The sequence below is a fragment of the Methylococcus sp. EFPC2 genome, assembly GCF_016925495.1.
Classification (GTDB): Bacteria; Pseudomonadota; Gammaproteobacteria; order Methylococcales; family Methylococcaceae; genus EFPC2.
Genome location: NZ_CP070491.1, coordinates 299,911 through 317,329 on the forward strand (window position 1 = coordinate 299,911; position 17,419 = coordinate 317,329).

The 17,419-nt window shown below is 60.0% G+C and carries 17 protein-coding genes and 1 riboswitch; of the genes, 12 read left to right on the plus strand and 5 right to left on the minus strand.

Annotated elements, in window-relative coordinates:
- Nucleotides 1-13 precede the first annotated feature (13 nt).
- Nucleotides 14-838, minus strand: coding sequence for a choice-of-anchor N protein (locus tag JWZ97_RS01330; protein ID WP_205432882.1), 825 nt, complete (start codon nucleotides 836-838; stop codon nucleotides 14-16).
- A 282-nt stretch (nucleotides 839-1,120) separates the two neighbouring features.
- Complete coding sequence (locus tag JWZ97_RS01335; protein ID WP_240342422.1) at nucleotides 1,121-2,878, minus strand: S8 family serine peptidase; 1,758 nt, start codon at nucleotides 2,876-2,878, stop codon at nucleotides 1,121-1,123.
- A gap of 77 nt (nucleotides 2,879-2,955) precedes the next feature.
- Nucleotides 2,956-3,040, minus strand: a riboswitch (cyclic di-GMP riboswitch).
- 711 nt (nucleotides 3,041-3,751) lie between these two features.
- On the opposite strand from JWZ97_RS01335, the gene JWZ97_RS01340 reads away from it, so the two are divergent.
- Genes JWZ97_RS01340 through arsB form a run of 4 tightly spaced genes read left to right on the plus strand, consistent with a single transcriptional unit; the run spans nucleotide 3,752 to nucleotide 6,190 of the window.
- A complete protein-coding gene (locus tag JWZ97_RS01340) occupies nucleotides 3,752-4,093 on the plus strand; it encodes a helix-turn-helix transcriptional regulator (RefSeq protein WP_205432885.1) in 342 nt (113 codons plus the stop codon).
- Between the two features lie 41 nt (nucleotides 4,094-4,134).
- On the plus strand, nucleotides 4,135-4,578 hold the full coding sequence (locus tag JWZ97_RS01345) for an ArsI/CadI family heavy metal resistance metalloenzyme (protein WP_205432888.1): 444 nt from the start codon (nucleotides 4,135-4,137) through the stop codon (nucleotides 4,576-4,578).
- Nucleotides 4,575-5,063: an arsenate reductase ArsC gene (locus JWZ97_RS01350; protein WP_205432891.1), complete on the plus strand. Its 489-nt coding sequence runs from the start codon at nucleotides 4,575-4,577 to the stop codon at nucleotides 5,061-5,063. The genes JWZ97_RS01345 and JWZ97_RS01350 overlap by 4 nt, the downstream gene beginning before the upstream one ends.
- Before the next feature lie 20 nt (nucleotides 5,064-5,083).
- Nucleotides 5,084-6,190: an ACR3 family arsenite efflux transporter gene (arsB, locus tag JWZ97_RS01355; protein ID WP_205432893.1), complete on the plus strand. Its 1,107-nt coding sequence runs from the start codon at nucleotides 5,084-5,086 to the stop codon at nucleotides 6,188-6,190.
- Nucleotides 6,191-6,279: 89 nt separating this feature from the next.
- On the opposite strand, the gene JWZ97_RS01360 is transcribed toward arsB, so the two are convergent.
- From JWZ97_RS01360 to JWZ97_RS01370, 3 genes are all read right to left on the minus strand, one after another.
- Nucleotides 6,280-6,714, minus strand: coding sequence for an NUDIX hydrolase (locus JWZ97_RS01360; protein WP_205432895.1), 435 nt, complete (start codon nucleotides 6,712-6,714; stop codon nucleotides 6,280-6,282).
- 237 nt (nucleotides 6,715-6,951) lie between these two features.
- On the minus strand, nucleotides 6,952-8,382 hold the full coding sequence (locus tag JWZ97_RS01365; protein ID WP_205432897.1) for an RtcB family protein: 1,431 nt from the start codon (nucleotides 8,380-8,382) through the stop codon (nucleotides 6,952-6,954).
- Nucleotides 8,383-8,403: 21 nt separating this feature from the next.
- Nucleotides 8,404-8,850: an archease gene (locus JWZ97_RS01370; RefSeq protein ID WP_240342423.1), complete on the minus strand. Its 447-nt coding sequence runs from the start codon at nucleotides 8,848-8,850 to the stop codon at nucleotides 8,404-8,406.
- A gap of 120 nt (nucleotides 8,851-8,970) precedes the next feature.
- Here JWZ97_RS01370 and JWZ97_RS01375 point away from each other — a divergent pair, with 120 nt between their 5' ends.
- The 8 genes from JWZ97_RS01375 (at nucleotide 8,971) to JWZ97_RS01410 (ending at nucleotide 17,393) form a co-directional block, all read left to right on the plus strand.
- Nucleotides 8,971-9,825 carry a PA4780 family RIO1-like protein kinase gene (locus JWZ97_RS01375; protein WP_205432899.1) on the plus strand — a complete coding sequence of 285 codons (855 nt, stop codon included), beginning with the start codon at nucleotides 8,971-8,973 and terminating at the stop codon, nucleotides 9,823-9,825.
- A 427-nt stretch (nucleotides 9,826-10,252) separates the two neighbouring features.
- Nucleotides 10,253-10,555: a phosphatidylinositol-specific phospholipase C domain-containing protein gene (locus tag JWZ97_RS01380; protein WP_205432901.1), complete on the plus strand. Its 303-nt coding sequence runs from the start codon at nucleotides 10,253-10,255 to the stop codon at nucleotides 10,553-10,555.
- A 9-nt stretch (nucleotides 10,556-10,564) separates the two neighbouring features.
- Complete coding sequence (locus JWZ97_RS01385; protein ID WP_205432903.1) at nucleotides 10,565-10,804, plus strand: hypothetical protein; 240 nt, start codon at nucleotides 10,565-10,567, stop codon at nucleotides 10,802-10,804.
- Between the two features lie 423 nt (nucleotides 10,805-11,227).
- Nucleotides 11,228-14,212 carry a type I restriction endonuclease subunit R gene (locus JWZ97_RS01390; protein WP_205432905.1) on the plus strand — a complete coding sequence of 995 codons (2,985 nt, stop codon included), beginning with the start codon at nucleotides 11,228-11,230 and terminating at the stop codon, nucleotides 14,210-14,212.
- A complete protein-coding gene (locus JWZ97_RS01395; RefSeq protein WP_205432907.1) occupies nucleotides 14,202-15,530 on the plus strand; it encodes a restriction endonuclease subunit S in 1,329 nt (442 codons plus the stop codon). Before JWZ97_RS01390 ends, JWZ97_RS01395 begins: the two co-directional genes overlap by 11 nt.
- Nucleotides 15,527-16,681, plus strand: coding sequence for an AAA family ATPase (locus JWZ97_RS01400; RefSeq protein ID WP_205432909.1), 1,155 nt, complete (start codon nucleotides 15,527-15,529; stop codon nucleotides 16,679-16,681). The genes JWZ97_RS01395 and JWZ97_RS01400 overlap by 4 nt, the downstream gene beginning before the upstream one ends.
- The gene (locus JWZ97_RS01405) at nucleotides 16,678-17,022 is read left to right on the plus strand and encodes a hypothetical protein (protein WP_205432910.1); all 345 of its coding nucleotides are present in this window, start codon (nucleotides 16,678-16,680) and stop codon (nucleotides 17,020-17,022) included. The genes JWZ97_RS01400 and JWZ97_RS01405 overlap by 4 nt, the downstream gene beginning before the upstream one ends.
- The gene (locus JWZ97_RS01410; RefSeq protein WP_205432911.1) at nucleotides 17,019-17,393 is read left to right on the plus strand and encodes a DUF1016 N-terminal domain-containing protein; all 375 of its coding nucleotides are present in this window, start codon (nucleotides 17,019-17,021) and stop codon (nucleotides 17,391-17,393) included. Before JWZ97_RS01405 ends, JWZ97_RS01410 begins: the two co-directional genes overlap by 4 nt.
- The last annotated feature ends 26 nt before the right edge of the window (nucleotides 17,394-17,419 follow it).

Genomic DNA, 17,419 nt, shown 5'->3' on the forward strand with positions numbered 1-17,419 from the left:
AGGACATTTAGGTTCAGCTCGCTACACGTCGGCTTGAGAAAGCGAGACCCAATAGCCCCGTCCCGAACAGCAGGATGATACCAGGCTCGGGAATCTGGCCGGTTTGGCCGGTAGTTCCGGTTTGGCCGGTTGTCCCGGTTGTCCCGGTCGTTCCGGTCGTTCCGGTCGTTCCGGTCGTTCCGCTAGTACCGCCAGCGTCGTGGGAGAATGGCGCATTTATGTATTTGGCATCATTTTGTTGGGTGAAATAATGATCGTAGAGATCGAAGTGGAACGGCGTGTTTGCTGCGACGCCGCTGATGGCAATGTCATATACATTGATTTGGGCCTTATTGGCATCACCCGCACCAGGCGTCGGGAAACTGGTAATGAAATCGCCTATCGGCGAGTCGGTGAGCGTGAAGTCACCCAGCTTAAACTCCGTCCAGTCGGTCCCTGATCCATAAATGCCATGCGTCGGGAGAGACGAGCCGTCGCCCAGCAATGGGGCGGACCCGTTGGTGACGGTTTGACTGAATACGGCTGCACCGGGGGTCGAGGGATCGGTGAAGCCGCCCAATCCGCCTGTCGTCGACGGCGTCAGCGTAAAGGTTGGAGCCAAGCCATCGGCGTAAGCGATGGAAAGCTTTACGTCGAAAATCGATCCTTTGTTACCAGGACCAGCCACGTTGCCAATCGCCCAAAGACGTAGTGGGCCGCCGTTGAGAACCCAGGTTTCACTACCACCGTCATACGTGGCGCCTTCAAGATAAAGTTGGAGTTCGGGGATAGCCTGCGCGGTCCCGGCGGCAAGTAGGCTGCATGCCAGGAATGCGCTTTTTAAATATTTTGCGTTCATAAATTTTTCCTCGTTAGCATCACGGACGGATCGCAGTAAGAAATATACATAGTCCATGCCATGAATATAAGGCATTGATAGTTATTAATATTTGATGGGCATCATGCGATTTTTGGCAGAAATGTAAAAAATTCTGACAGCCTGCCTGTGTTTGCTAGCGATGGTCCAGCCGACTTAAGGACCATGTGCATGGTCGATAGAAAAGTTCGTGCGATCCGCGTACATGAAAAAAGCCGGCAGAGCCGGCTTTTTTCGGGGGTTAGGTTTAACTTCTAATATCAGCTACTTGAATATCGTCTCGGTCGCCGCGGCTTGATTGCCGGCCGGATCCGTGGCCACCGCCTTAAGCGTGTGGCTGCCCTTGGCCACATTTCGGGTATTCCAGGTGTAGCTCATGCTTCCGCTTGTAACAGTGCTCTTCAGGGCGCCATCGATATACAGCTTGAGCGAAGCTACCACGACGTTGTCTTGTCCTATGACCGAGATCGTGACCTTGGTCCCAACATTGCTGTTGTTCGCGGGAGAGACGAATGTCACGGTAGGCGGCGTGGTATCGGCGACATTGGCGACGTTGTCCACCGTCACAGTCACGCCGCTGGAAACGCCTTGGTTGTTTTGGGCGTCGTAGGCCTTGGCGGTGAGCGTGGCATTACCGTCTGCAACCAGGCTAGAATCCCAGGTGAACTGATAGGGCGCGACAGTATCGGTTCCGACCAGCTGGCTGCCGGCGTAGAGCGCTACTTGCGCGACGCCCACGTTGTCGGCGGCGTTGACGTCTACGCTCACCAAGCCTTTTACGGTCGTGCCGGCCGTCGGCGAGAAGACGCTGACACTGGGCGCCTGGGTATCCGTGGCCTGGGTCTGCGACGCCAACTGTACGGCTTTCGCCGCATTGACCCGGCCCCAGCCAAAGTAGGGGTAAAAATCCGTACCGGCGATATCGTCCCCCGAAACTTCCAACACCTTTTCGACCTGATCGGGGGTGAGGGCCGGATTGGCAGACTTGATTAGTGCGACTACGCCCGCGACGGTCGGTGCGGAGAAGGACGTGCCGTACCATTGCCCGTAGCCGCCGCCCGGACTGGTTGTCCAAATGTAATTGCCAGGGGCCGCCACGTCGATATAGCTACCGTAGTTCGACCAACTGGCCTTGGTGTCGTTGGTATCGGTCGCGGAAACACTGATGATATAAGGGTTATCGGCATAGCCGGGATCGGTGCTGCCGTTTCCGGCAGAAACGACTACGAGGCCCCCCTTGCCGCGCATGTATTGGGCGGCCGAGGTGACTGTAGACACCTGATTGACTTCGTAACTGATATTGGCCACGTCGGCACCGTTGTCAGCGGCCCAGGTGAGGCCCTTGGCGATGTCGCTGTAGTAGGCGAATCCGTCGGCACTGTTAGTGATTCGGATCGGCAGGAGCTTGACGTTCCATGCAACAGAGGTAACACCGGTGCTGTTGTTGCTAGCCGCGCCAACCGTGCCGGCGACGGCCGTGCCGTGCCCTCGGGTGTCCGAGGTGTCTCCGTTGTTGCTCACCACATTCCAGCCGGGAAGCAATTGGCCGGCCAGATCGGGGTGCGTCGCTTCCACGCCGCTATCCAGAATAGCGACGGTGACGTTCGCCCCTCTGCTAGCATCCCACGCCGTGGGCGCTTGAATCTTGGCCAGGTGCCAAGCGTTCGGGAACTTCGGGTCGTTTGGGGTCGTTTGGTTAGGACCAATTAATCCGTCCAGCTCTGCGAACTTTACATGAGGGTTCTTCGATAAGGCCTTGACGATGGCCGCCTCCGCTTTGGCCGGTACTTCCACGACATGCACGTCGAGTTGCGGTAAGCGACCTTGTGAGCGTGCGCCGTGTTTGCTCAAGATAGCGTCGAACTCGCCATCCGGTAGACCCGCACGCGGCTGGACCAGGATGCGGCCTTCCGCCCATTTGTCCGGGGCCGCGTCCGCCGTGGTGGCGAACGCAAGCCCTAGTATCGCGGAGACCGCGGCGGCAAGGCAGACGGAAATGGGTTGGTTGGTTCTAGAGTTCATGGTCATATCCTCTCTGCGTTGAATTTTTGGGAAATCCGGCGTATCGCACAGAGGGACCGCAATGCTTGCGGTGGATCGCTGGCAATCCCGCTGTCGTAGGATTTCTCCCGTAGACCGGTAACTTTGCGTCGCCACCTTTCGGTGGTTTTGCCTTTTTCAGGTCATCAATCCCCTCGGTCGCCGGTTATCCATTCCGGTGCGGGGGGATGTCTGGTTCCTTTGGTGGGGAAGATTAATGGGGCTGTGAAACGGGCATTGTGACGTGGCTCTCAAAGCGACGAACTTTTCAAGGCGCACGATGCCTGCTCCGGCTTCTGTCGGCGATGTCATTGTATTGAGCAATTATTTCTCTTGATGTCAGAGATAGCCTTGCCGTGCGCCTCGCCCGGACTGACTCCGTAGGCGGGCCGCGCGTTGGGGTACGTAAAATCCTGATTACATTAGCATATGGCGTGCCAAGTGTTCTATCGTTGCCAGGCCACTGCCGAGTTTCGTAAGGAAATCTATGGGGTCTAGGAGGAATAGCTGGGCGTGACGTGGGGCCATCAAGCCTCCCCATGCAGGAACACCGGACGCAAGAAGACAATATCGCTCCAGTTCCGTCGGGCTCAGGCGACAGTGTCGTTCGGAATACCAAAACACATGACGGAGCCGGGCGCCGAACTGCGCTCAGGGAAAACCGTTGGGGCCAGCGTTGGCCTGCCAACAGGCTGCGGCGATTTGAGGAAGTCCTAAGTGCCTGGGCCTACACGGTCGTCTTTAACTCACAGGTGTGAGCGCAGATCGTCCGATTCAGCACCTCGGCTGTTCCGCAAGCCGGCGACTCCATTCTTCCGGCTTGCATCCTTCAAACATTTCGATAATCATTGAAACATGGAAAACAAATCCGCCGTCACCGCCCTCGCAGCACTTGCCCAGGAATCCCGGCTGGCTGTCTTCCGTTTACTGGTGCAGGCCGGCCCGGAAGGTTTGTCCGCCGGTAAAATCGGCGAAGCGCTGGGTATCGCGCCGTCTTCCTTGTCATTCCATATGAAGGAACTGACTCACGCTGGGCTCGTTTCCTCCCGCCAGGAAAGCCGCTACGTCATTTACACTGCGAATTTTCACGCCATGAATGAGCTGATCGGTTTCCTCACCGAGAACTGCTGCAACGGCGCTCCTTGCGCGCCCGGCGCGCTTGCTGACTGCACGCGGTGCGACGAGCCCGTCACCTGATCGACTACCCAATTCACCTCACTCGAAACGGAGTACCCGTCATGAAGAGATTCCACGTACACATCGCGGTCGACGATCTCGCTGAAAACATCCGCTTCTACAGCGCAATGTTTCAGGCCGAACCCGCGGTGCGCGAAGCCGATTACGCCAAATGGATGCTGGACGATCCGCGCGTCAATTTCGCTATCTCCACGCGGGGTCGCAAGCGCGGGCTGGACCATCTGGGGTTGCAGGTCGAGTCCGACGACGAGCTGGAAGCGGTGCAACGCGGTCTGGCTGCTGCCGCCTTGCCTGTCGAGGAACAGAAACAGAGCGCCTGCTGCTATGCCAAGTCGGACAAGTATTGGTCCGTCGATCCTCAGGGCATCGCCTGGGAGGCCTTCCATACGCTGGATCGCATTCCGATGTTCGGCGCGGACAACGTGATTCGGATCGATCCGGCTACCGCCTGTTGTCCCCCATCCAGTCCCAAGGCCCCGGCATGACGCGCACACCCCTGAACGTCCTGGTGCTCTGCACCGGCAACTCCTGTCGCAGCATCCTGGGCGAAGCGCTCATCAACCATCTCGGTGCCGGCCGATTGCGGGCGTCCAGCGCCGGCAGTCATCCCGTCGGCAAGGTCAACGAAAACGCCTTGGCGACTCTGGCTCGTCACGGGTTGTCGACCGAGGGCTATGCCAGCCAGTCCTGGGACGAATTCGAAGGCACGCTCTTCGACATCCTCGTCACCGTCTGCGATGCGGCGGCGGGGGAGGCTTGCCCGGTCTATCTGGGAGCGGCGGTGCGCGGCCATTGGGGCCTGCCCGATCCGGCCCATGTGACGGGGAGCCGCGAAGTCGTCGAAGCCGCTTTCGAGGCGACTTACGTGGCGCTGGAAAAACGCATCCGGGCGTTGTTGGCATTGCCGCTGGAAAGTCTATCCAAGGCCGAACTGGCCGAAGCATTGGATCGTATTGGCGCCGAATCCTAAGAGGAACGGGGAACAAGATCATGAACAAACAGGCATTGCGCGATAGCACGCCTAAATCCTGGCCGGCCGTCTGCGAGCCCAAGCGCTTGAGCGTGTTCGACCGCTACCTCACCGTCTGGGTGGCTCTGTGCATGGTGGTCGGCGTGGCTGTGGGCAAGGCCTTGCCCGAACCGGTCGCCGCGTTGAGGGCGATGGAGGTCTCGCACATCAACCTGCCCATTGCCGTGCTGATCTGGCTGATGATCTATCCCATGATGCTGAAGGTCGACTTCGGCTCAGTTCTCAATGTGGGCCGCAATCCCAAGGGATTGCTGATTACCCTGTTCGTCAACTGGCTGGTTAAGCCTTTTGGTATGGCGCTGCTGGGCTGGCTTTTTTTCAAACATATCTTCGCGCCCTGGATAGGCACGGCCGATGCCGATCAATACACGGCCGGCGTCATCATCCTGGCCGCTGCGCCCTGCACCGCCATGGTATTCGTGTGGAGCTATCTCACCGACGGCGATCCCGCCTATACCCTGGTACAGGTGGCGGTGAACGACCTCATCATGCTGGCGGTGTTCGCGCCCATCGTGAAATTTCTGGTTTCCGGCGCGTCGGGGCTGGAAGTGCCGTTCGACGTGCTGCTCTACTCGGTAATCGCGTTCATCGTCATCCCGCTCACCGCCGGCGTGCTGACCCGCAAACTGTTGATGAACCTGAAAGGCAATGCTTGGCTGGAACGAGTCTTCCTGCCGCGCCTGCATCCTGTCGCCATCTCCGCGCTGCTGCTGACCCTGGTGCTGATTTTCGCCTTCCAGGCCGACAATCTCACCGGCCGATTGCTGCACGTGGCGCTCATCGCCGTCCCCATCCTGATCCAGGTGTATTTCAATTCCTCGCTGGTCTACGGCCTGATGCGGCTGTTCAAGGTGAACTACGCCGTCGCCGCGCCGGGCGCCTTGATCGGCGCGAGCAACTTCTTCGAACTGGCGGTGGCCACCGCCATCGCACTGTTCGGACCGGAATCCGGCGCCGCCCTGGCGACCGTGGTCGGCGTGCTGGTCGAAGTGCCGGTGATGCTGACCGTGTGCTCGGTATGCAACCGAACGCGGGGATGGTTTAAGGAGGCCGAGCCGGCGCACTGATCCCTGTGTGGCCGTCGGCCCAGGTATGCCGGCAGCTTGCGCGCAGGATCATGGGCCGACCGCGCTGTACGGCCCATGCTCGAACCCGGCTAGCGCAACGGCGCCGGCTGCCCGCTCAAACGGAACCGCCGGTAATCGTCGAGCACCAGGGCATGATCGAAGGCCAAAGGCTGATGGAACTCGTCCAGCGACACCACGCAAACATGCTTGGCATCGTCGTCGGCTTTGGGTACGCCCGTCGCGCGCGCCACGTAGACGGCGGTGACGGTATGGCCGCGGGGATCGCGGCGCGGGTCGGAATACAGGCCCAGCAAGGCGATGAGCCGCACGTCCAGGCCGGTTTCTTCCTTGGCCTCGCGGATGGCCGCTTGCTCCACCGTTTCGCCGACATCGACGAAACCGCCCGGTATCGCCCAGCCCAGCGGCGGGAATGCCCGTTCGATGAGCACGATGGGGGAGCCGGGCCTATCGGTCAGTTCGATGATGGCGTCGGCGGCCAGGCTAGGGGTGATCGGTCTGCTCATAGGCTTGTTGCGGAATGTGTGCCGTCTGCTCTGCGGGCGTCGTGGGCTGCAACCTTGGCGGATTCCAGCAGTCGGCTTGGTGAGTTGAAATAACCTGGGGCGTGCCCGGTCGGCGGAAAAGGCCGCAGGAACTGGGGGCCGTTAGGGCTAAGCCTAACATAAGGCGGGGCCTTGGCCGATTGGCGACCGGGCCCCGGCGGCCCGAAGCCGCGCGCCGGTCTCGTCATGGCGCCCCGCTTAGCCTTTGATGCAGACCACCGGCACCAGCTTCGCCACCAGGCGGGCGAGGCCCGCCCGATCCGCCGCCCTCACCACCGCGTTCACGTCCTTGTAGGCGCCGGGCGCTTCCTCGGCCACCCCGCGCTGGGAAGGACTGCGGACCAGGATGCCGCGTGCCGCCAGATCGTCGATGACCTTGCGACCTTGCCAGGTACGAGTGGCCTGATGCCGGCTCATGGCGCGCCCGGCGCCGTGACAGGCCGAGGCGAACGACCGCATCTCGCCGGTGGCCTCGCCGGCCAGGATGTAGGAGGCCGTGCCCATGGAGCCGCCGATCAGCACCGGTTGGCCGGTGTTCTGGAAGATAGGCGGAAGTTCGGGATGTCCGGGACCGAAAGCCCGCGTCGCTCCCTTGCGGTGCACGTAGAGCCGGCGGCGCCGGCCATCGACCCGATGTTCCTCCAGCTTGCAGGTGTTGTGCGAGACGTCGTAGAGCAGGTCGAGCCGGGCTTCCGGCAAAACCTCGGCGAACACCTTCCTCGCCAGATGGGTGATGATCTGCCGGTTGGCCAGCGCGCAGTTGATGCCGGCGCGCATCGCGCCCAGATAGCTCTGGCCGACATCGGAGTTTATCGGCGCGCAAGCCAGTTCGCGGTCCGGCAGCCGTATTCCGTGCTGCTGCGCGGCGATCTGCATACGCTTCAGGTAATCGGTGCCGATCTGGTGGCCCAGCCCGCGCGAGCCGCAATGTATGGTCACCACGATATCGCCGACGCGGATACCGAAGATCTCGGCGGTTTCGGCATCGAAGACTTCGGCCACCTCCTGAACTTCCAGATAATGGTTGCCGGACCCCAGCGTGCCCATTTCCTCCCGCTGGCGCTCCTTGGCGTGGTCGGAAACCTCCTCGGGCCGGGCGCCCTGCATCCGTCCGTGCTCCTCGATGCGCTCCAGATCGCGCGCCTCGCCCCAGCCCTGCTCGACCGCCCAGACCGCCCCGCCGCGCAGCATGGCATCCATGGCGTGCTTGTCGAGGTGGATATGGCCGCGGCTGCCCACGCCGACGGGTACCGTGTAATAAAGGAAATCGACCAGCGCCTGCTTGACCGGCTCGATCTGCTCGCGCCGCAGTCCCGTGGTCAGCGTGCGCACCCCGCAGGAAATGTCGAAGCCGACGCCGCCGGCCGACACCACGCCGCCTTCGTCGGCATCGAAGGCGGCCACGCCGCCGATGGGAAAGCCGTAGCCCCAATGGGCGTCGGGCATGGCATAGCTCGCGCCGACGATGCCCGGCAAGCAGGCGACATTGACCGCCTGCTCGTAGACCTTGTCGTCCATGCCGCGTATCAGTTCCTCGTCGGCGTAGATGACCGCCGGGACCCGCATGGGCGGAACCTGGGCGATGCGCCAGGCAAATTCGGAAATGCGTTCGAAGCGGCTGGTGTCCATAGGTATGCCCCCGATTGAGAATCAGACATCCACCACACACTGGGCGACCCAGCGGCCGCCCGCCTCGCGTAAGACCTTGAGCTCGGTATAAGTGGCCCCCTTCACCTCCACCGCCGGCTGATGCCGCTCGCGATCCACGGCCTCGCCCCAAGCGGTGGCGGCCAGACTATTCCCTCGTATCGCCACCCGGAAACGGCCGAACAGCATCTTGCGCACGGACATCTCGTAGACCAGCGCATTCAGCCAGTCGGCCAGCAATAATTCCTCGTCGGGCGCCTCGCAGCGTATCTCCACCGCGACCTCAGGATGAATGTTTTCAGGCTCGCAGATGATGGAAGTCAGCGCCAGCGCGGCATGCTGGAAAGCTTCTTCCATACTCTGCCCGAAACCGCGCACGCCCATGTCGGCGACATGGGGGAACAACTCCCAATCCACGCTATCGGCGTCGGTTTTCGATACGGTCATCATGGAAGCACCTTCCAACGGGACATCACACAGTATTTATGAAAACCGCTCGAATGCCAGCGCCCATATGCTATTTATGAGCCGGGTTCGGCCTCACTCCCGCGTCGGTGCATAATAAGGCTAATGAAAACCCCTAAAAGAATCGAACCCCTAATCCACGATGGCCTCGTCGACGAGGTCATCCGTTCACTGAAAAGCGGCAAAGAAGCGGCGGTCTACGTGGTCCGCTGCGGCACCGAAGTCCGCTGCGCCAAGGCCTACAAAGAAGCCGAGCAGCGCGGTTTTCGCCAAAGCGTGCAGTATCAGGAAGGCCGCAAGGTACGCAACAGCCGCCGTGCCCGCGCCATGGAGAAAGGCAGCCGCTACGGGCGCAGGGAGCAGGAATCGGCCTGGCAGAATGCCGAAGTGACCGCCTTGTATCGCCTCGCCGACGCGGGTGTGAGGGTGCCGCGGCCCTATCTCTTCGTCGATGGCGTCTTGCTCATGGAACTGGTGACTGACGCCGACGGCAATCCGGCGCCTCGCTTGAATGATCTGGACATGACGGCGGAGCAGGCACGGGAATATCACGACGTGCTGATTGCGCAGATCGTCCGCATGCTCTGCGACGGGCTGGTGCACGGCGACTTGTCGGAATACAACGTTTTGGTCGGCGCCGAGGGGCCGGTCATCATCGATCTACCCCAGGCCGTCGACGCCGCCGGCAACAATCACGCGCGCCGCATGCTGGAACGGGACGTCGGCAACATGGCTGCCTATTTCGGCCGCTACGCCCCGGAACTGCTGGGCACGGATTACGGCAAGGAAATGTGGAAGCTCTACCAGAGCGGCGATCTGCACCCGGAAGCGAATCTAACCGGCTATTTCGAGCATGACACCCGTCCGGCCGACGTGCGCGGGGTGATGCGGGAAATCGATGCGGCCCGCAAAGAAAACGAGGCCAGGCAACGTTACCTGCAGGCTGCGGAATTGCCGTAATTTCCGGCCGGTTAGAGTCGCCTCCGGGACGTGGCCTGTTGAACACGGGCGCGGAAGGGCCGACCACATCCTCAAGGCGAAAGGCGCGGCCGGTCATCACTGAAAGCGGGCGGCGTCGGCACCTTGAACTGCAAGCCGACCACGGCACCAGCACTCGGTCTGCTCGCCATCAAAACACCGCCGGCTTCTGAGATAACGTACCGCCCACCATCGCCATCGGCCGCATCCGCGACGAGCGAATCGGGCGTGCCTGTCCACTTCCTGTTCCGTCGATCGCCATCTGCGATATCGGCGAGACTCCGTTACTCTACGAAACACCGTCAAAAAAGCTGCCGTTGCGAAACCCAATCCAACGGTTGCGCATAAAAATACTTCATCAAGACAATGGCTTGCGTATAGACGGCCCATTGGCACCGGAGTTGCGCTTTTGAGCGCGTACGTTGGCGCGCGCAATCCTGACTGGATGGCTGCCTTGCCGGACGAGCGCCGTTTGTCCGGGCTGTCGGTGCCCGCGACGCATGACAGCATGGCGCTTTACGGGGGCGATTTGGCGCAGACCCAGTCGATGAGCCTGATGACGCAGCTGATGGCCGGCATCCGGGGGATCGATATCCGCTGCCAGCACATGAACAATTCCTGCCTGATTTTCCATGGACCGATATATCAGCGGGTATCGCTCAGCCAGGTGCTGATTACGCTGAAGACCTTCTTGGTCCAGCATCCGAAGTAAACGGTCTACATGTCGATGCAGGAGGAAAGGACCCTGCCGTCGGTCAACAACACGCGTCTGCTGGAAAACACGTTCGATGACTATAAGAAAAGATTTCCCGGCCTGTTCTGGGAATACAGCGGCGACAACCCGACCTTCGGTCCGGCGGTCGGGCTTAACCCGGGACCGTATCCCCGTCTGGGCTTCGTACAGTCGGATTTTCCCGGCAAGGCATTGATCGACCTCGTGATCGGCTTCAACCAGCCGTGAGCCCCGGTTGGCATGCCGCAACCACCGCCAAATTCTCCCGGCCTGTCTCCGCCCGGGTCGGGAGTAAATGCGGGAAGCCATCCGCCAGCCGGAGTGGATGCCCCGTGTAATCCCTGCCGCCTAAGCAATCATGATCGGTCGACCGGAACGGCCTCTACGCCGTCCCGGCAGCGGCTTGCATTCCTGCCCCTGTCGTCAACGCCCGTCACGTGAACACCGCCTCCTTTCTGAAAGAGCGGATTTCGGCCAAAGTTGCCCCCGGGTACGTGGCCTGATGCGGCAGAATTTGAGTTTCAATGAGACACTCAGATATGTCTGGGAAACCCGGGGCTCAGCCATCAACCCGAGTATTGGCCGTCTCGTCGTGTACTGCTAGACTCCGCCGCCTACAAGATTGCAACTAGCAAGTCTCGGACCAGTGAAATGACAACCACGGAAAGCCAGATCGAGCTGGATCTGATCGCCAAGCTGGGCGACCTCAAATATACCTACCGCCCCGACATCCGAGACCGCGCCGCGCTGGAGGCCAACTTCCGCGAAAAGTTCGAGGCGCTTAACCGCGTCAAGCTCACCGACAGCGAATTCCAGCGCCTGCTCGACGGCGTGATCACGCCGGATGTCTACAACGCCGCCCAAACGCTACGCAACATCAATGCCTTCGAGCGCGACGACGGCACGCCGCTCAACTACACGCTGGTCAACATCAAGGATTGGTGCAAGAACCACTTTGAAGTCGTCAACCAGCTACGCATCAACACCGACAACAGCCACCACCGCTATGACGTGATGCTGCTCATCAACGGCGTGCCGGTGGTGCAGATCGAACTGAAAACCCTGGCCGTCAGCCCGCGCCGGGCCATGCAGCAGATCGTCGATTACAAGACCGACCCCGGCAACGGTTACGGCAAGACCCTGCTTTGTTTCATCCAGCTCTTCATCGTCAGCAACCGCGCGGATACCTGGTACTTCGCCAATAACAACGCCCGCCATTTCAGCTTCAACGCCGACGAGCGCTTCCTGCCCGTCTACCAGTTCGCCGGCGAGGACAACAAGAAGATCACCCACCTGGATGCCTTCGCCGACAAGTTCCTCGCCAAATGCACCCTGGGCCATATGGTCAGCCGCTACATGGTGCTGGTGGCCAGCGAGCAAAAGCTGCTGATGATGCGGCCGTACCAGATCTATGCCGTGCAGCACATCGTGGACTGCATCCACCAGCACTGCGGCAACGGCTACATCTGGCACACCACAGGTTCAGGAAAAACGCTGACCTCGTTCAAGGCCTCCACCCTGCTCAAGGACAACCCGGACATCGACAAATGCCTGTTCGTGGTGGACCGCAAGGACCTGGATCGCCAGACGCGCGAGGAATTCAACCGCTTCCAGGAAAACTGCGTCGAAGAAAACACCAACACCGAAACCCTGGTGCGCCGCCTGCTTTCCGACGACTACGCCGACAAGGTCATCGTCACCACCATCCAGAAGCTGGGCTTGGCGCTCGATGACAGTAACGGCGGCGGCAACAAGCGCAACTACAAGGAACGCCTGGAGCCGCTGCGCAAGCAGCGCATGGTGTTCATCTTCGACGAATGCCACCGCTCGCAATTCGGCGATAACCACAAGGCCATCAAGGCGTTCTTCCCCAACGCCCAGCTGTTCGGCTTTACCGGCACACCCATCTTCGAGCAGAACGCCAGCTATCAGCAGATCGAAGGTCAGCAGGCCAGCTACCGCACTACCGACGACCTGTTCCAGCGCTGTCTGCACCAGTACACCATCACCCACGCCATCGAAGACCGCAACGTCCTGCGCTTCCATGTCGATTACTACAAGCCCGAAGGCAAGCAGCAGCCCAAGCCCGGCGAGGCCCTCGCCAAGCGCAAGGTGATCGAGGCCATCCTGGCCAAGCATGACGCCGCCACCGCCGACCGCAAATTCAACGCCGTGCTGGCCACCGCCAGCATCAACGACGCCATCGAGTACCACGGCCTGTTCCAGACCGTGCAGGATGAAATGCGGGCACGGAACCCGGACTTCGCGCCGCTCAATATCGCCTGCGTCTTCTCCCCACCCGCCGAAGGCAATAAGGACGTGCAGCAGATACAGGAAGACCTGCCGCAGGAAAAGGCGGACAACCAGCAGGACCCGGAAGGCAAGAAGGCGGCACTGACCCGCGTCATCGCCGACTACAACACCCGCTACGGCACCAACCACCGCATCGCCGAGTTCGACCTCTACTACCAGGACGTGCAAAAGCGCATCAAGGATCAGCAGTATCCCAACGCCGACCTGCCGCACACACAGAAGATCGACATCACCATCGTCGTGGACATGCTGCTCACCGGCTTCGACTCCAAGTACCTCAACACCCTGTACGTGGACAAGAACCTCAAGCACCACGGCCTGATCCAGGCCTTCTCGCGCACCAACCGCGTGCTCAACGACAGCAAGCCCTACGGCAACGTGCTCGACTTCCGCCAGCAGCAGAAGGGCGTGGATGAAGCCATCGCGCTCTTCTCCGGCGAGAAGATAGCCAACGCGCGCGAAATCTGGCTGGTGGAGCCGGCCGCCGAAGTGCTGCGCAAATACGAGGCCGCCGTCGCGGGTATGGAACGCTTCATGGAGAAGAAGAACCTGGTCTGCGAACCCGAGGAGGTTTACAACCTCAAGGGCGACACGGCGCGCATCGAATTCGTCAACCGCTTCAAGGAAGTGCAGCGCCTCAAGACCCAACTCGACCAATACACCGACCTCGAACCGGAGCAGAAGGCGCGGATGGAAGCCATCCTGCCGCAGGACCAGTTGCAGAGCTTCCGCAGCACCTATCTGGAAACCGCCAAGCGCCTGAAAGAGCAGCAGGCGAAAGAAGGCGAGCAGGCGCCGCCAGCGGTGCAGCAGCTCGATTTCGAATTCGTGCTGTTCGCCTCCAGCCTCATCGATTACGACTACATCATGGGCCTGATCGCCCGGATGACGGCGCAGAAGCCCGGCAGGACCACGATGAACCGCGAGCAGCTGATCGGCCTCATCCAGGCCGACGCCAAATTCATCGACGAACGCGAGGACATTGCCGAATACATCCGCAGCCTGCCGCTGGGCGAGAAACTGGAAGAAAAGGAAATCTGCGCCGGTTACGAGCGCTTCAAGGCCGAGAAGAAAGCGCGCGAACTCACCGGCATTGCCGCCAAGCACGGGCTGGACGCCGCCGCGTTGCAAGCCTTTGTGGACGAGGTGCTCCGCCGCCGCATCTTCGACGGTGAACGCCTGAGCGACCTCATGGCCCCGCTGGGGCTGGGCTGGAAGGCACGCACCCAAGCGGAACTGGCGCTGGTGGACGACCTCACGCCGCTGCTGCACAAGTTGGCGCAGGGGCGCGAGATTTCGGGGTTGAGTGCGTATGAGCAGTAAGGACACGGGCGCGATGGGAGAAGAGAGCAAGAAAAAGTCGGCGCTGGTGCCACGGCTGCGGTTTCCGGAGTTTCGGAATGCGGAGGGATGGACGGGTGAAAAGCTCGGTTCAAAAACCAAAAAAGTCGGAAGCGGCATCACGCCGACAGGTGGCGAGAAGAATTACAAACAGTCAGGTCGTCCCTTCGTTCGCAGTCAAAACATTGGCTGGGGAGAATTGCTTTTGGACGATGTCGCCTTCATTGACGAAGAAACTCACAGCTCATTTAGCTCAACGCAGATCGACGTCTCTGATGTGCTCCTCAACATCACTGGTGCGTCAATTGGAAGGAGTGCGGTTGCTGATGCAAGAATTGAGGGAGGCAACGTCAACCAGCACGTTTGCATTATTCGTGTCAAACCTGACGAATTGAGCCCCTATTTTCTTAACCAGTATCTAATCTCCCACGATGGGCAGAAACAGATCGACAGCTTCCAAGCTGGCGGCAATCGGCAAGGGCTCAACTTTGAGCAGATCAGGTCATTCCTGATTCCGCTTCCTGCCGTCTTCATCGAACAACAAAAGATCGCCGACTGCCTGTCTTCCCTCGACAACCTAATCACGGCGGAAACCCAAAAACTGAACGCCATCAAGGCCCACAAGAAGGGCCTGATGCAGCAGCTTTTCCCCCGCGAAGGCGAAACCGTGCCTCGGCTACGATTTCCGGAGTTTCGGGATGCGGGGAAATGGAACAACGCTATCTTGGGCGGCTTATCCGAAGTCGTTCGAGGCGGTTCACCACGCCCAATTGATGGCTTTATCACCATGGCTGCGGACGGACTCAACTGGCTCAAGATTGGTGATGTGGATAAAGAAGCAAAATACGTCACTCGAACCGCTGAGAAAGTCCGACCTGAAGCACTTAACAAGACCAGAGTCGTCAAACCTGGAGACTTGATTCTCTCAAACTCAATGAGTTTCGGACGACCCTACATTCTTCAGATTGAAACGTGCATTCATGACGGTTGGATCGCCATTACGGACATCACCAAGAAAGCGGACAGAGATTTCATTTTTTATTCAATCGCGACACCCAACAGCCAAAGTTACTTTGTCAATAACGCCGCTGGGAGTGGAGTTCAGAACCTCAACGCAGACATTATCAAAGCTCTCCCGGTCAGTTTTCCATCGGAAGCCGAACAACAAAGAATCGCCAACTGTCTGTCGTCCCTCGACGACCTGATCACCACCCACAGCCAAAAGATCGATGCCCTCAAGACTCACAAGCAGGGCCTGATGCAGCAGTTGTTCCCGGTGCTGGACGAGGCGCAGGCATGAAGCCGGGCCAGCCCTTCACCGACTTGCCCGCGCTGGCCGCCCATTTGCGCGGCGAACTGGAGAACAAGAAGACCGTCCTGCTCTATGCCTACAATGGCACCGGCAAGACGCGGCTGTCGATGGCCTTCAAGGATGCGGGCAAGAAAACGATCAAACGCCCTCTTTCAGTCGGTGATCATGCGGGGCAAACGCTGACGATCACCGAGACCGTAGGCGACACGCTCTACTTCAACGCCTTCACCGAAGACCTGTTCCACTGGGACAACGACCTGGACGGCGACAGCGACCGCAGGCTTACGCTCAATGCGGCCTCGCGTTTCTTCGCCGGCCTGGCCGAGCTGGAGATGGACAACCGCATCCGCCCGCTGCTGCAACGCTATGCGGATTTCGATTTCCGCATCGACACGCAGGAATGGGCGGTGCGTTTCTCGCGCACGGTGGACGGGGAGGTCATCGACAACATCAAGGTATCGCGCGGCGAGGAAAACATCTTTGTCTGGTGCTTCTTCCTGGCCATCGTGCAATTGGCGCTGGACGGTGCCGAGGCTTATCGGTGGGTGAAGTACGTCTACATCGACGACCCGATTTCCTCGCTGGATGAACACAACGCCATTGCCGTGGCCAACCATCTTGCGCAACTGCTCAAGCGGCCGGACAGCAAGCTCAAGACCGTGATCTCGACGCACCACACCTTGTTCTTCAATGTGCTGTGCAACGAGTTGGGCAAGGCCCGCAAGTATTTCGTCAACAAGAACTCGACCAGCACTGGCTACGTCCTGCGGGAGGAAACGGGCGACACGCCGTTCTTCCACCACGTCGCCGCCCTGGCCGAGTTGTATCAGGCGGCCCAGGAAGACCGGCTATTCACCCACCACTTCAACATGCTGCGCACCATTCTGGAAAAGACGGCGAGCTTTCACGGCCACAAGAATTTCTCGGTCTGCATCAAGCAGGACGACGATGATCCGGACGGCATCCTGCACACCCGCCTGATCAACATCCTGAGCCACGGCAACTATTCATTGTTCGAGCCCCAGCAGATGCTGGACGAGAACAAGGGCTACTTCCGGAAGATTCTCCACGACTTCCTGAATCGCTACCCCTTCAATCCGGAACTGTTTCCTGCGGCACATGAGGAGACATCCGCATGACGGAAGTCGTTCTTTACATCGACGAAGAGGAAATTTCAGTTAGCAACTGTTGGTTGACAACTGCCGCCGATGGCCAGAATTATCGGCGCGCACGATCCGGCATGCTGGCCATCGCGCCGCTTCCCATTCTCTATACAGTGTGCAGAGAATGGCCTTTGCCTAAGTTGCATGGCAACTGTCAAGGAATGCTTGACAGTTCAAGTCACAAACCGTGGAGCGGAAAACGCTGTGCCAGCAGTCGATTTGCTACACAGCGTGTAGCAAATTCCATCGTTGTTACCCGTCAAGTAACCACCGGGAAATCCTCGCTGGTTCGGGCTGGTGAGAGAGTCACGTCATGACGAAGAAGAACCAAAAACAACAGGTGGATATCGAGAATGCCACGCCGGCCAATCCCGCCGAGGGGTTGGCGCCTCTGCTCGGCACCCTGCGTCAGCTCATTGCCGATTCGCGCCAGCAGGTGTTGCGGGCGGCGGATGTGGTGCAGGTGCAAACCTATTGGCACGTTGGGCGGCACATTGTGGAGTTCGAGCAAGGCGGCACGCAGCGGGCAAGCTATGGGCAGCGCTGGAAAACAAAGGTCAGCCGCGCAGCGGGTAGACCGGGATGTTTTCCATGCCCCCCAGAAGGCCCAGGGCCGGGCGGGGCACCGCAGGGCGCAGGCTTTATTGCGTCCGTAGGTGACCTGCAAGGCATCCCGAACAGGCCGTAGAGTCATCTCGGAGCGATGCGGAGGCG